We start from the raw sequence: 14,527 nt of genomic DNA, 5'->3' as shown, positions 1-14,527 counted from the left end.
AGAAATAGCCGTCGCACGACCTTGAGGCTCTCGACAGGTTGAATGTTCGTTATTGGATATTCGTTTTTCATTCGACGTTGGACGTTCGATGTTCGATGTTCGACGTTCATCTTTCAAAACAATTCCGTACGGCATAAATGCAACCTGTGAACGGTTACGATATATCATACATAACGAGACTACAAACATGCTTGGATACACCTGCACTGCAGATGCAGGTATACGTAACAAATGCCATCGGACACAACGTGTAGTGTGCGTACTTTGCCGCGTTGGTTTTTCAGCAGCAAAAAATTCGGCGGACTGTTACTTGCCCAGGACTTCCCTTACGCTTTGAGACAGCTCTTTCATGGTAAAGGGCTTCTGTATGAAACCATCGCAGCCGCGTGCCAGGATGTCCTTTGCTTCACTGTCTATGCTGTACCCGCTTGAAAGAAGAACCTTCACCTCGGGGTTAATCTCTTTAATGCGATCATAGGCTTCGCCACCACCTATGTCCGGCATGATCATATCAAGAATGACCATATCAATCTTGTCTTTGTTTGCTTGATAGATCTCAACTGCCTCTCTGCCGCCTTTGGCATCAAGGACTGTGTAACCAAATCTGTTGAGCATTTGAACGCCTATATTCAAGACCATTTCTTCATCGTCAACGAGCAAAATCGTCTCGGTTCCCTTGGTGATTTGCTCATCAACCAGGACACTCTTCTCGACCTTCTTTTCCGTTGCAGGCAAGTATATGCTGAAAGTAGTTCCATATCCTATTTCAGATTCAGCCTCAATGTAACCGCCATGACCCTTTACGATGCCATAGGCTGAAGCCAAACCGAGCCCTGTGCCTCTGCGCATCTCCTTGGTCGTAAAAAAGGGGTCAAAAATACGCTCCTGGGTTTCTTTGTCCATGCCTGCACCTGTATCAGTGACCGCTAACAAAACGTAGTTGCCAGGCTTTGGATCATAGAACTTGTCGTTCATGTCCTCATGGGATGCATTCTTGGTCTTCAAAGTGAGATCCCCACCGCCAGGCATAGCGTCGGTAGCGTTCACACAAAAATTTAACAGAACCTGCTCAATCTGACCCTGATCGGCCTCCACTGCAAATAAGTCCTCTGCAAGTTCTAGATGAATCGTGGTGTTCTTTCTTGTTCTGCCAAAGCTGTCAGAAGTCTCTTCCACCATCTCGTTCAGGTTGATAGGCCTAACATCATATTTTCCTTTCCTGGCATATCCAAGGAGCTGTCTGGTCAGTGTGGCTCCATTCTTGATTTGCTTCTCAATATCCTTTAGGCTTTCGTAATGAGGATGTTTTGAATCAATGTCATAGAGCATCAAGGAGACATTCCCCTGTGCAACCATCAGCAAGTTGTTAAAGTCATGGGCCATGCCACCGGCGAGAGTGCCTATGGCTTCCAGCCTTTCTATTTGTTGGAGTCGCGCTTCGAGTTTGTTTTTTTCTTCTTTTGCTTGATTAAACTGAGTGACGTCCATGAAGCTCTCGACAATGCCCAGGCATTCACCTTCATTTCCTTCTAATGGGTTTGCTGTAATCAAACAGAAAATTGTGATACCCGAATCCAGTTCCTTCTTGAATTCATATTCTCTAACGGCATTGCCCAAGATGATCTGTTTCATTGGGCATTTCGGGGTATTACACAAGGGTGTCTGTAAAACCTCATGACATTTCTGGCCATGAATTGTCTCCTCATTAAGCCCGAAGAGCCTGCATAGTGTTTTGTTTAAACGTTGCAAGTTGTAATCTTTGTCGATCATGCACAATGGTATTGATGAATTGAAAACCTGGTTAAGTTCCAAATTGGCACGACTCAGAGCCGATCTTGCCAATTCAAGCTCTGTCATGTCACGTCCATAAACAACTGCACCCGAAACTGTGCCGTCCTTCTCAACGTATGGATAGTAGCTCATATCCATAAATCGTCTTTTGCCATCTGGAAAATCAAACCAATCCTGATAATGAACCTCTTTACCTCCGAGACATTCGTCAAGGTAGCCTTTAATCTGATTGTCAAATGCATCCTTACCCATCATTTCTGCCACAGAACGCTCTGTGATTTCCTCGCGTGATGTATTGAAAACACGGACATAGGCTTCATTTATCGTTCTGTAGATGTAGTTTCTATCAATAAATGACATAGGATCGTTAACTGTTGAGATTATGCTTTTGTATTTACGCAGTCCTTCCTCTGCACGCTTGCGCTCTTCTATCTCCAGCTTAAGTTGCTCATTCGCTTTGACAAACTCGGCAGTGCGCTCCCTGACTCGTTGTTCCAATTTGTGATGAGCTTTCTGTACCGACTCCTCGGCCTGCTTGCGCTTGGTGATTTCCAGTTTGACTTCAATGCCCCCCACAATATTGTCATTGTCGTCTTGTAATGGATGGCCTTGAATGAACCACGCCCTTCCATCTGGTGTAAACATCTCTACTTCTTGGGGCTCCCCAGTCTCGATAGCTTTTAGGACTGAGCAGCCAGGACAAGGATCTTCGCGTTGCGGCCATATCTCGTAACAGTAGCGTCCCAAAATTTCTTCACGCTCCTTGCCTGCTGACTCACATGCAGCGCGATTTGCCCAAAGGATCTTCATGGTCAGATCTTGATGGATCACGTGTTCTGCCAAGGTGTCAAGGATCGCACTTTCTCCCTCAGCGTTTATGACCTTTTGATCCATCAACATGCGCTGAGCCGCTTCTTTTTCTAATTTCTTGACCCTTTGTTCCAATTCTTCATAGGTTGGTTTTCTAACCATTGGATGATCCTCCCATTACACAAAAAAAAGGCCCACACGCATTTGCATATCACAACAACCTGGCCTTTCCAAATGGTTGGATGGATAGGACCCGTCTTTGGTTGCAAGGCGATGTGCCACACCAATTCACAAAACGGACACATTGAAGTGCTATTGACAGAAGAGCCATTTTGGGGGTTGCCTCGCATCCATAGGACTGTTATATTTAAAAAGTAATCTTGATTCAGTCTTTGATGGGCCCAAGACAACCCTGGTTCTTGGGTAGTCTAAAGGAGTGCTTGTGAAACTTTTTAGTAAGTTGTTGGGGTTAAGCAATCAACCGAAGGAAATACCAAAACTGGGGCGAAACGATCTGTGTTGGTGTGGAAGTGGCAAAAAATATAAAAAATGCCACTTGGAATCAGATTTACGAAAGAAGCGTCTCAACGCGTCTAGCTGCACGGTTTCTGCCTGATCAAGGTAGCAAAAAGTGCCGTGTGCACTTTTCGCTTTTGACACACGCAGTGCGATAATATCAATTTGCCCAGTTTTTCCATCCTTCCAATGCACCAACAAGAGGTCTAGATCTCGTTAAATCCTCATTCATGTGGACAACCGGACAACCATGACTTCCGCCTTTCGGACGCTTTATTTGGCGACCTTGCCATGGAACATCGAATAGGTAAAAAAGCCGCAGTAGTCTGGAAGATTCAAGATGAAATCCGGAGACTCTGGTCGGCAGAGTCGCTGATATTCCACCCAATCGTCGTGTGTCACCTCCGGCTGCGGCTCCCCCCAGCGCATCTCAATCAGTGATATCAAGGCACTGCGAATATCATCACCTAGCGGGGCATGAATGTCGCCTACGAAGGTGTGGATCGTGGATTCCTTCAAACCCGCATTGCGAAACCAACCCAGAATTCTAGAAACTCAGAGGGAGAACAAATAGTTGTCCCTTCTCTGGATGAAGAAGGATAATGGACTATATTTCCTGTGATTAGGGATTTCACATTAGTACACACTTCATGGCCTAATCTCTGGTGGCCTGAAGCCGTCCCCTCTCCATGTCAACCCGGCTCAACAGGATCATCCCCACCACAAAGAACAGGACCAATGAAACAATGGCGTTTCGCGGGTTTTCAGAAAAGTCCGTAACCAGCCCAAAGACCAGGGGGCCAAATATGGAGGCGAACTTTGAGCTGATGGCAAAAAACCCGAAGAACTCTGCTGCTCTATCCTTTGGAATCAACTGCCCGTAAAGGGATCGGCTGATGGCCTGACTACCACCTAATATCAGACCCACAAGCCCACCGAGTATCCAGAATTCTAAAGCGCTTCTCAGGAAATAGGCGTATGTCACAATGCCGACCCACAATACCAATGTGACCATGATGGCGCCTTGGGCCCGGATGCGTTGAGCCAGCCTTGCAAACACAAGAGCCCCTGGCAGTGCGATTAGCTGTGTCATCAGAAGGGCGCCGATCAGGGTACCCGTGTCAAGGCCAAGGGCGGTCTTGCCAAAGATAGCTGCCATCATAATCACCGTTTGAATGCCATCATTATAAATAAGGAAGGCGACAAGAAACCACAGCAGATCCCGATATTTTCGAAAACAGCGTAGTGTCCTGAAAAAGCGAGCAAAGCCGTACCTAAGATAAGAGAAGCCCTGTGGCTTATCATGCAAACGTCTTGTCTCCGGGACCCAAAGAAAAAGCGGCACAGCAAAAAGCCCCCACCAGATCCCCACGGAGGCAAGGCATATGCGAATGCTCATCGACCTATCGGGTATTCCAAAAGCATCATGATGAGTAATCATCAGCACGTGCAGGGCCAGCAAAAGCCCTCCGCCAGCGTATCCAAAGGCATAGCCCTTGCCCGAAACCCAGTCTATTTCCTCTCTAACGGCCACTTCAGGCAAAAAAGCATTATATAAGGGCATGCTACCGGCAAATCCTATGTTACCCGCCACAAGGAGGATAAGGCAAAACAGCCAGTCCCCTTCTTGAACCAAATACAGAAATAATGTGAAGAAAGCCCCAGCATAGGTGAAGCCGAAAAGGAATTTCTTCTTGGAACTTGAAAAATCAGCCAATGCTCCAAGGACCGGCGCGCATAGGGCTGTCAAAAGCACTGAAAAGGAGACGCTGTACGCCCAGAGCCCGCTTGCCGATGTTGGAAAGCTTAATGGGCCACACCGTAATGTGACGCCGCCCTCAGGCACCAGTGAGGCAAAATAGACCGGAAGGATAGCTGCCAGCACACTCGTGGCAAAGGCCGAGTTGGCCCAGTCATACATGCACCAACTGAAGATTACCCGTTTTCTTGTTGAACTCATCTACGGCTCCGTGATATCCCAATAACCGGTGCCTAATAACCAATGCCCAAGGAACTGACACATATCCTGATAGCTCAAGATGTCTTGACCCGGTTGAAAGAATCCCGGCAAAAACTGTTGACCCAGGTGCTTGAAAAAAACATGCGGGCCTTTTTTCTCGGAGCAATACTGCCGGACGCCTTCGCTTACGATATAGCTCCCTTGCGAAAAATTCCCAAAGAAGACTACGTCAAGATCTCTCAGGCCCTTCACTCGAAAAAAACTGCCAAAAATGACGAAACGGCCTTAGGCTTATTTGATGCCATTAAGGCCAACCCTTGCAGATGGCCCTTGAAACTGGCATTTGCCGCAGGTGTTGTTACACATACGGTCAGCGATCGTATCATTCACGGAGTTATCGACCATTACACGACAAAGTGGAATCAAGGAAGCAACCCTGCTATGGCAACGCACCGGCAGTTTGAGACGCTGATCGATATGGTCCTGTTGCGGGAGCTTGACCTCCATCCCAGATGCTTTCAATTGGAAAGCATGGTGAGCGTGGATCGTCCCACGGAGGATTACCTGTTCCTCTTTTATCTCACACATTTGACGCAAGATACCTGCCCTCTGCACCCTTGTCTTTTGGGCGCTCTCAGGAGGGCTCACAGACAACAAGGTCTTTTCATGAGACTATTTACTGTGAGAGCCTTATACCACATTGTGAATCTGTCTGACAGACTTGTGCGAGGGCGCATGGAGACATGGTCCAGTTTGTTCTATCCCGAAATGGTTCGAATCGAGAACTTTCCGATTATGGACAGGCTTGATTTGAGCGCTCTGACTGATGGCGGAACCTTTTCCGGGACCATACAAGCACTCGTAGAAGGAGTTGCTTCCGACGCGCTTGATTGCGTCAATGCCGGTTTGCAAAGACTGTAAGCATCCCGAATCTCGCATTTGGAGTTACCTTGATTAGTGTTGACACCAATTGTGTAATCTTGTAACTAGCCCATGCATAAAATCATTGGCAAGCCGGAACAATACCCTGACTTGAACTAATGTGACAAATGCGTAAGTATCTCATCATAGCCGCCTGCTGTATTGTCCTGATTGCAGGTGGATTTTGGTTTGTTTCCAGGCAAGGCGAACAACTCGTAAAACACCCCGAGGGTGTGCCTGTTTCACCAGCGAAAAAAAGGGCGCTGATTCCTCCCGAAAAAATCATTGACTATGGCAAGCTGAAAGAGGAAAGCGACAAGGCTCTGAGTGAACTGATGAAAGAGCGCAAAGCGCCATATGGCATTGACAAGAGCATTGATATGATTGTGAAGTCAGATGAATCTATCAAGGTCGGAGACAAAACTGTTCGAATGAAAAAGATCCTGGATGAGATCCAACTCAAGCAGGGGGAAATCCTCGAAACAGATCTGGAAACCGGAGCCGCGCAAGAGAAGATCGGCGAATATGGGATTCATGTGGTTCAGCCAAGTGACAACATATGGGATATTCACTTCCGACTTCTCAAGGATTATTACGAACACAAGGCGATACAGCTTTCCCCCCTGGCTGATGAACCGGACCATTTCGGACGTAGTTCCGGCGTTGGCAAGATATTGAAATTTTCCGAACATATGGTGTACATATTCAATCTGAAAAATGGGAAACTCGAAACAGATCTTGACCTGATATATCCATTGACCAAAGTTGTCATCTACAATATGGGTTATATATATGCCCTATTAGACCGGATCGATTACAAAGATGTTAACCGGATCGAGTTCGATGGTGAAACCTTGTGGTTACCCGCCGAGCAATAATGAAGCTCCCCGCAGCAAGTCGCCGACGCGCCATAGCTTGGGCGACGGTGCGCTGCGGGGTATCAAAGCGGAATTTCGCCGTAGCCAAAAACCCGCCTTTGCTCTAACGAGCTTCGGCGCGGTTCGCCTTGCCTTTCATCCCTGCAGCAAGTCGCCGACGCGCCATAGCTTGGGCGACGGTGCGCTGCGGGGTATTCCGGCGAAGGCGAATAAAACTCCAGTATTCCAACATTCCATCCGGACTGGCGTCAGAATACTGACAGGCAACAAAATCTATAAGATCCTATAGATCCTGTCTGGCTCATCAACGGAACGAGCAATGATTAAGAGATATACCCGGCAGTCCATGGGCCGCATATGGACGGAAGAAAACAAGTTCCAGACCTGGCTTGAGGTCGAGCTTCTTGTTTGTGAGGCCTTGGCCGGAATGGGTGAAATCCCGAAGAAGGCCGCGCAAAATATCCGCAACAAAGCGCGCTTTTCCATTGAAAGGATCGAGTCTATTGAGGCCGAGACCAAGCACGATGTGATTGCCTTTTTAACCAATGTGGCAGAAAGCGTTGGCCAGGACGCACGGTATGTCCACTTTGGGCTCACGTCCTCGGATATTCTGGATACGGCAATGGCGGTCAGACTGCGGCAGGCATCTAAAATTATCTTAAAGGACTGTGACCTTCTGCTGGCCACCCTGAAGAAAAAGGCATTGACACATAAGAACACCGTTATGGTGGGCCGATCTCACGGCATCCATGCCGAACCCATCACCTTCGGCCTGAAGTTGGCCCTCTGGTACGACGAGATGCGGCGAAACCGCCGGAGAATGGAACATGCCCTGGAAACCATCAGTGTAGGCAAGATTTCAGGGGCTGTTGGCACCTTTGCCAGTATTTCACCAAGGGTGGAAGCCCGTGTGTGCAGAAAGCTGGGGCTCAAGCCGGCTCCTGTATCGACACAGATCATCCAAAGGGATCGCTATGCCGAGTACTTTTGCACGCTTGCCATCATAGCCTCGACAATAGAAAAGATGGCGGTGGAAATCCGGCACCTTCAAAGGACAGAGGTCTCGGAAGCAGAGGAATATTTCTCAAAAGGACAAAAAGGCTCTTCGGCCATGCCACACAAACGCAACCCCATATCATCGGAAAATCTTTCTGGCTTGGCAAGGCTGGTTCGCTCCAATGCGTCTGCAGCATTAAACAATGTAGCCCTTTGGCACGAGCGCGACATCAGCCATTCTTCTGTGGAGAGAGTGATCATCCCGGACACCACAATTCTTGTTGACTACATGTTGCACCGCATGACAGAAATCATCCGCCATCTAGTGCTCTATCCTGAACGGATGCAACACAACTTGGAGCTGACCCGTGGTCTCATATTTTCGCAGCAGATACTCCTTGCCTTGGCCAAGGGGGGGGTCAGCAGGGAGCAGGCATACAAGATGGTTCAGAAACAGGCCATGCGTGCGTGGAAGGAGAATAACAATTTTGAGGATCTCGTGAAAAACGATCCTGAAATTGCAAAGCATCTAGGAAACAAGCAAGTTGAAAAAATATTTGATGTTGACTTCCAACTGAGACATGTGGATACCATATTTACCCGTGTCTTTGAAAGCTCAAAACTCAAAGTGCAATGAACCTAAAGGCAATAGCCTCTGTGTTCAACGAAATTGATAAGCTCCATTTGCAATCGTCAATTTTTCTTTAATCTTTGAGCGTTCAGCTTCAATATTGGTTTGACGTGGTGTTCGGACAAAAAAGGATGCATTGCAAAGATCTTAAGAAAAGCCAGAAAGACGTTACCTGTGCTCTTTGCCAACCCAAGATCTTCATTTTTCTTGCAGCTATTCTGTTGCTGTTTACCGCAAATTGCACTAGTGTGGGTCGGTTTGTTGAATCCTCCAAACCCTATCATACAGAGACTTACAAAAGCGTTTCTGACAAGTGGAGCCGCGAGGCCCGCATATATAGGGGGTTTGAGGTAAAGCTCATTGTCTCGGCTACTTTCAAGTCACATGAATTTCGCCGTGCTTATGCTGATGAGTACGCAGAGGCGCATAAGCTGACATCTCAGGAGAAAAAACAATTTATGGAAGACCAACTCAGCGCTGCTACCCTTGGCCATGAGTTTCTAATGGCAAGCTTTGTGCCTGAAAAAAAGTGGGATGATTTTGACAAGTTCAAATCGATGTGGAGTCTTTATCTGGTTAACGACAAGGACGAGCGCGTGGCGCCTGTTGAAGTAAGGCGGGTTAAGCGACATAATGCCGTCACGCCCCACTTCTATCCCTATATCACGCCATGGAAGTCAATATACACTGTAAGGTTTCCTTACGACATACCTGAAGGTGACCGCCCGTTCATTGGAGATAACACAAAGGAAGTTAAGCTCGTCATCACGAGCGTACTCGGTACAGCCGAAATGCATTGGAAGCTGGAACAATCGTGACTCAGAAATGGTGATGCAGGATGCCGGATACCAGATCCCGGATAGGAACGACAAATTTACAATATGCGGACTGATGCATCAGGCATCAGCCATCGGGCCTCCGGTATCAGCCATCGGGCATCGGGCATCGAAGACAAACGATTTCCAAATAACCAAAAACAAAGGAGGTATTTATCTTGATTGACATTGCGTATGCCATGGGCACTGGAGGGGAAGCGTCGGGGCAGGGCGGATTTGGGGCCTTTGTTCCTCTGATCCTAATGTTTGTCATATTCTATTTCCTGTTGATCCGCCCCCAACAAAAAAAACAGAAAAAGCACCGCGAGATGATCAGCAACCTGAAAAAGGGAGACCGCATCATAACAAGCGGTGGGCTTTACGGACGCATCACTGGAATTACGGACACGGTCATAACGGTTGAGATCTCCGAGAAGGTGCGTGTCAAGGTAGCCAGGGCCAACGTATCAGGCCTGGCGCAAACCGACAACCCGAGCCCCAAATAGAGTCAAGGAGCAATTGATTGAAACAACTTAACTGGAAGTTATTCTTGATTGTCGGACTCGTTGCCGTGGCATGCATCTATGTGGTACCTTCGCTCTGTCCAACGGTGCCGGGGTGGTGGACGTCCATTGGAATACTTCCGTCGGAAAAGGTTCGCCTCGGGCTGGATCTTCAGGGCGGCGTACATCTTGTGCTGGAGGTCCAAACTCAAAAAGCCGTTGAAAACAGGATAGAACGTACAGCCGACGACTTGCGGGCAGCTATGAAAAAGGCGAAAATACGACCAGTCGATATTGGCCGCCCTACCGACACACGAATATCGGTTCGGATCCTGAAGCAAGAAGATATTGAGCCCTTTGACAACATGCTTGACAAGGATTTCGGATTACTCCGCGAGGTATCTAGGACCTCAGAGGGTCAAGGCCTCGCAATACAACTCGACCTGCCTGATCGGGAAGTGGAGTACATAAAAGAAATGGCTGCAAAACAAGCCATGGAAACCATTCGAAATCGTATCGATCAGTTCGGTGTAAGCGAGCCGGACATACGCCGCCAAGGGGAAAATCGAATTTTGATACAACTGCCCGGAATCAAAGACCCTCAGAGAGCCATAAACCTGATCGGCAAAACAGCTCTGCTTGAATTCAAGCTGGTCGACGAAGACCATGACGTGGAGGAAGCCCTGAAAGGGCACGTCCCACCGAATGATTTGCTCCTTTACCAGGTAGTTGAAGACAAAGACACGGGACGTACCAGAAAAACACCCTTTCTGGTCCAAAAACGAACGTATTTGACCGGAGAGTACCTCACCGATGCGAGGGTTCAAATTGATTCCCAGTTTAACGAGCCCTATGTGACGATTGACTTCGACAAAAAGGGGGCCCGCCTTTTCGAACGTATTACCGAAGCAAATGTTAAAAAGCGCTTGGCCATTGTGCTGGACAACCACATCTACTCGGCCCCTGTTATTCAGGAAAAAATCGGTGGAGGCCATGCCCGCATTACGGGAAATTTCACGACTGAAGAGGCTCACGATCTGGCCATCGTGCTACGGGCCGGAGCCCTTCCCGCCCCGGTTCAGATCCTTGAAGAACGCACGGTTGGCCCTTCCTTGGGCCGCGACTCGATTCAAAAAGGCATTGTTTCCATGTGCGTTGGAGGGATACTTGTGCTCCTGTTTGTCGGGATCTATTACAAAGGCGCCGGCATGGTTGCAAATATCGCTCTCTTCTTAAATATCATTCTCATTGCTGCCGGCCTGGCTGCATTTCAGGCAACGCTGACACTGCCGGGCATTGCGGGAATTATCCTCACTATCGGCATGGCTGTGGATGCCAATGTAATTATCTTTGAGCGTATTCGGGAGGAAGTGCGTTTAGGCAAGACTCCGAGGGCTGCAATAGACGCAGGCTATGCCAAGGCCACGCTAACTATATTGGATGCAAACATTACGACTTTGATTGCGGCCTTGGTCCTCTTTCAGTTCGGGACCGGACCTGTGAAAGGCTTTGCCGTGACTCTGAGTATAGGTATATTGGCAAGCCTTTTCACGGCTATCATAGTAGCAAGGCTGATCTTTGACTATCTTGTGTTCCAGCGACGCGTGACACGTTTGAGTATTTAGTGATTGACCGAAAACCCCTGATTTTCGCTCAAAAATTCGAAAAAGGAACTCAATATCTGCCAATGCAACTAATAAAACCCGACATTAATATCAATTTCATAGGACAACGAAAATTCGCCTTTGCGGGTTCACTGTTGTTGATTGCTGCCAGCATAATCTCCCTCATACTGAAAGGAGGGCCCAGTTACGGGATCGATTTTGCAGGTGGCACCCTTATTCAGGTTCAGTTTTCACAGGCAATACCTCCGCAGGCAATCAAGGATGCCCTCAGAACCACGGATTTGGATATAACATCAGTCCAGGGGTTCGGAGAAACAAAAGACAACGAATACTTGATTAGGGCAACCGGATCATCAACGGCTTTGGAAAGCCTTGCCCCCAAAATCACAAAGGTCCTGAAGTCAGCATACCCGGAGAACGAGGCAGAAGTGCGCCGTGTGGAGATGGTAGGTCCCAAGGTGGGAAAAGACCTTCGTGAAAAGGCTTTGCTGGCCATGTTTTCCGCCATTCTTTTCATCATCGTTTACATCTCAGGGAGGTTCGAACTGAAGTGGATGCTCAGTATCATTGTGGCATCGTGTCTGTTTTTTGCCCTTTTCACACTGAAGAAATTCGACGTCAGCATTCCAACTCTTATTCTGATCGCAATATTGGTCACCTTGGGCTTGTGTTTCTATCTGAAGCTCCGATTTGCCACAGGCGCAATTGTTGCCTTGGTCCACGATGTCATGATCACTGTAGGGATTTTCTCTTTAATGAACAAAGACTTCACGCTCCCAATCATTGCGGCCCTGCTCACCATCATAGGATATTCGCTCAATGACACGATCATCGTCTTTGACCGCATTCGCGAAAATACTCGAAAATATCATCGCCAACCATATAACCGCATTATAAACCGCAGCATCAACGAAACCTTGAGCCGCACTCTGCTGACATCGCTCACAACCCTTGTCGTTGTGGTTGCCCTTTTCGTGCTGGGAGGAGGCATCATTCACGATTTTGCATTTGCCCTGATTATCGGCATTATCGTAGGAACTTATTCCTCAGTTTACGTTGCAAGCCCGATTCTGCTTGTTTGGCAGCAGGCCACCAAAACATCAGCAGGCCGACTCAAGAAAAGGCGGCGATAAAAGGAGTATCATATGTACCGTCCATATGTCCACTGCGGCTGGACAGGCGTTCTTGTAGCCTTCCTTCTTGTGGCGCTGCCCGCCTGCACTTCATTCAAGGGCATGTTTCATCCTGAAGAAGACCCCAAGATGGCAGCGCTTCAACGAGAAATGCGCCAGATAACAAATGCCAATGCAGCAACTCAAAAGACAATAGAAGACATCTTTGGCAGGCTTGATGTGCTCGAGACCAGATTCGACAACCTGGATGAGACTGTTGAAGGGCTATCAAGGCGTCCCGAGCCTGCGCCGACCGTGCCGGACAAGGAACCTTCGTCATCCGAGATCGTCCAAAAACCGCAGGCAACTGAAAAAGCAGTTACAGAGCCTGCGCCCAAGAAGCCGACCTCCCAGGTAGTGATAAAAAAGGCCGCTGTATCTCCCAAACGCTCCCCTGAACGTGAGTATGAGAAAGCCCTTGCAGCTTATACACAGCATCGCTATGATGAGGCATTGGCTCTACTTAAGGGTTTTCTGCAGGATTATCCCGAACATCACCTTGCTGACAATGCACAGTACTGGGTTGGAGAGATTTACTATGACATCGAGAACTACCCCAACGCTATTCTTGCCTTTAAAGAGGTCGTGACGCATTACGGAGATGAGAACAAGGCCCCTGACGCATTGCTTAAAATAGGTTATGCTTACGTGGCCTTGGACGATCCGAGCAATGCTCGCATTTTTTTAAAAAGGGTCATCAAAAACTATCCTTTCAGCGAAGCAGAAACCAAGGCACGGGCCAAATTGAAAGAACTTGAAAAGCTGTAATGGAATCGCTCAAATACTGGCTTGCACTAAAATCTGTCCCTGGCGTGGGCAACCGCCTCTTCCTGCAGCTCCTCAGGCATTTTGGAGAACCTGAAAGGGTTCTTAATGCATCTAAAAAAGAACTCTTAAACGTTGAAGGAATTAACGAACGCCTGGCATCGGTGATTTCCCGCCATAGAGCTCCCAGGGACGTTGAAGATGACCTCGACCTTGTCCGCAAAAACGGTTTCAAAATCATCACCTTTTCGGATCCCGACTACCCTGCCCTCCTGCGCCAGATACATGACCCGCCCCCAGTCCTCTATGTGTTTGGCACGCTTCGTCCGGACAGCCTCAATATAGCCATCGTTGGATCACGAAATGCCACATCCTACGGTCGCACGACTACCGAACGTTTGAGCAGGGACCTGGTGGCCCGCGGATTTACCGTGATTAGCGGCATGGCCCGCGGTATTGACTCTGCTGCCCACATAGGGGCGCTCGCTGCCAAGGGCGAGACGATTGCAGTTTTGGGGTGTGGCCTGGGAACGATCTATCCGGCTGAAAACAAGAAACTGTTCCACAGGATTAGCGAAAACGGGGCGGTTATTTCAGAGTTTCCCTTTCTCGCCCCTCCTGATGCCCATCATTTTCCGGCTCGGAACCGCATAATCAGTGGAATGTCCCTCGGGTCAGTCATTGTTGAGGCCACACACAAGAGCGGAAGCCTCATTACGGCCAGGCTGGCTGCAGAGCAGGGTCGGGAGGTTTTTGCCGTGCCGGGCAGTGTAACGTCATTTAAGAGTATTGGCACGCACGGCCTGATCAAGCAAGGAGCCAAACTCGTTGAGCACGTAAATGATATTATCGAAGAACTCAACATCGACCGGGCAATGGCGCCCATGGAACCGAAAGAGCAACCAGCCATCAAACTTGCGCCTGAGGAGAAAATACTCCTAAATGAATTGAGTCCTTATCCGATACACATTGACAGGCTGGTTCAACAGGTGTCGCTCTCTGCAGCAGAAGTGGCAAGCCTGCTGCTTCAACTGGAGTTGAAAGGCCTGGTGACGCAGAATCCCGGTAAACTCTTTGCCAGGTCGGAACGCTGATTGGTTGGCCGGTTGAGTTTGTTAGCCAAATAATGGAAAACTGAAAAAGA

Annotated in this window: 12 protein-coding genes and 1 pseudogene; 10 read left to right on the top strand and 3 right to left on the bottom strand. The window is 48.4% G+C overall.

Annotated elements, in window-relative coordinates; translation table 11 throughout:
* Positions 1-306: 306 nt before the first annotated feature.
* A complete protein-coding gene (locus JW883_16845; protein ID MBN1843931.1) occupies positions 307-2,763 on the bottom strand; it encodes a PAS domain-containing protein in 2,457 nt (818 codons plus the stop codon).
* A gap of 328 nt (positions 2,764-3,091) precedes the next feature.
* Here JW883_16845 and JW883_16840 point away from each other — a divergent pair.
* Positions 3,092-3,175 (top strand): annotated as a pseudogene (locus JW883_16840) (SEC-C domain-containing protein).
* Between the two features lie 215 nt (positions 3,176-3,390).
* On the opposite strand, the gene JW883_16835 reads toward JW883_16840, so the two are convergent.
* Complete coding sequence (locus JW883_16835; GenBank protein MBN1843930.1) at positions 3,391-3,636, bottom strand: hypothetical protein; 246 nt, start codon at positions 3,634-3,636, stop codon at positions 3,391-3,393.
* A 136-nt stretch (positions 3,637-3,772) separates the two neighbouring features.
* Positions 3,773-5,077 carry an MFS transporter gene (locus tag JW883_16830; protein ID MBN1843929.1) on the bottom strand — a complete coding sequence of 435 codons (1,305 nt, stop codon included), beginning with the start codon at positions 5,075-5,077 and terminating at the stop codon, positions 3,773-3,775.
* A 42-nt stretch (positions 5,078-5,119) separates the two neighbouring features.
* On the opposite strand from JW883_16830, the gene JW883_16825 reads away from it, so the two are divergent.
* The 9 genes from JW883_16825 (at position 5,120) to dprA (ending at position 14,477) form a co-directional block, all read left to right on the top strand.
* Positions 5,120-5,998, top strand: a complete 879-nt coding sequence (locus JW883_16825) for a zinc dependent phospholipase C family protein (protein ID MBN1843928.1) — start codon at positions 5,120-5,122, stop codon at positions 5,996-5,998.
* 128 nt (positions 5,999-6,126) lie between these two features.
* On the top strand, positions 6,127-6,876 hold the full coding sequence (locus tag JW883_16820) for a hypothetical protein (GenBank protein ID MBN1843927.1): 750 nt from the start codon (positions 6,127-6,129) through the stop codon (positions 6,874-6,876).
* Positions 6,877-7,195: 319 nt separating this feature from the next.
* The gene (locus tag JW883_16815; protein MBN1843926.1) at positions 7,196-8,509 is read left to right on the top strand and encodes an adenylosuccinate lyase; all 1,314 of its coding nucleotides are present in this window, start codon (positions 7,196-7,198) and stop codon (positions 8,507-8,509) included.
* Positions 8,510-8,634: 125 nt separating this feature from the next.
* Positions 8,635-9,321, top strand: a complete 687-nt coding sequence (locus tag JW883_16810) for a hypothetical protein (GenBank protein ID MBN1843925.1) — start codon at positions 8,635-8,637, stop codon at positions 9,319-9,321.
* A gap of 176 nt (positions 9,322-9,497) precedes the next feature.
* The gene (gene yajC / locus JW883_16805) at positions 9,498-9,824 is read left to right on the top strand and encodes a preprotein translocase subunit YajC (GenBank protein MBN1843924.1); all 327 of its coding nucleotides are present in this window, start codon (positions 9,498-9,500) and stop codon (positions 9,822-9,824) included.
* Between the two features lie 17 nt (positions 9,825-9,841).
* Positions 9,842-11,446, top strand: a complete 1,605-nt coding sequence (gene secD, locus JW883_16800) for a protein translocase subunit SecD (protein ID MBN1843923.1) — start codon at positions 9,842-9,844, stop codon at positions 11,444-11,446.
* A 62-nt stretch (positions 11,447-11,508) separates the two neighbouring features.
* Positions 11,509-12,579 (top strand): protein translocase subunit SecF, encoded by a 1,071-nt coding sequence (secF, locus tag JW883_16795; protein MBN1843922.1) that lies wholly within the window; start codon positions 11,509-11,511, stop codon positions 12,577-12,579.
* A gap of 12 nt (positions 12,580-12,591) precedes the next feature.
* Complete coding sequence (ybgF, locus tag JW883_16790) at positions 12,592-13,386, top strand: tol-pal system protein YbgF (GenBank protein MBN1843921.1); 795 nt, start codon at positions 12,592-12,594, stop codon at positions 13,384-13,386.
* Positions 13,386-14,477 carry a DNA-processing protein DprA gene (gene dprA / locus JW883_16785; protein ID MBN1843920.1) on the top strand — a complete coding sequence of 364 codons (1,092 nt, stop codon included), beginning with the start codon at positions 13,386-13,388 and terminating at the stop codon, positions 14,475-14,477. The genes ybgF and dprA overlap by 1 nt, the downstream gene beginning before the upstream one ends.
* Positions 14,478-14,527: the final 50 nt, after the last annotated feature.

The sequence above is a fragment of the Deltaproteobacteria bacterium genome, from assembly GCA_016930875.1.
Taxonomy (GTDB): Bacteria; Desulfobacterota; Desulfobacteria; order Desulfobacterales.
Note: the sequence above shows the minus strand (reverse complement) of the source record. Positions and strands in the feature narration are given on the sequence as shown.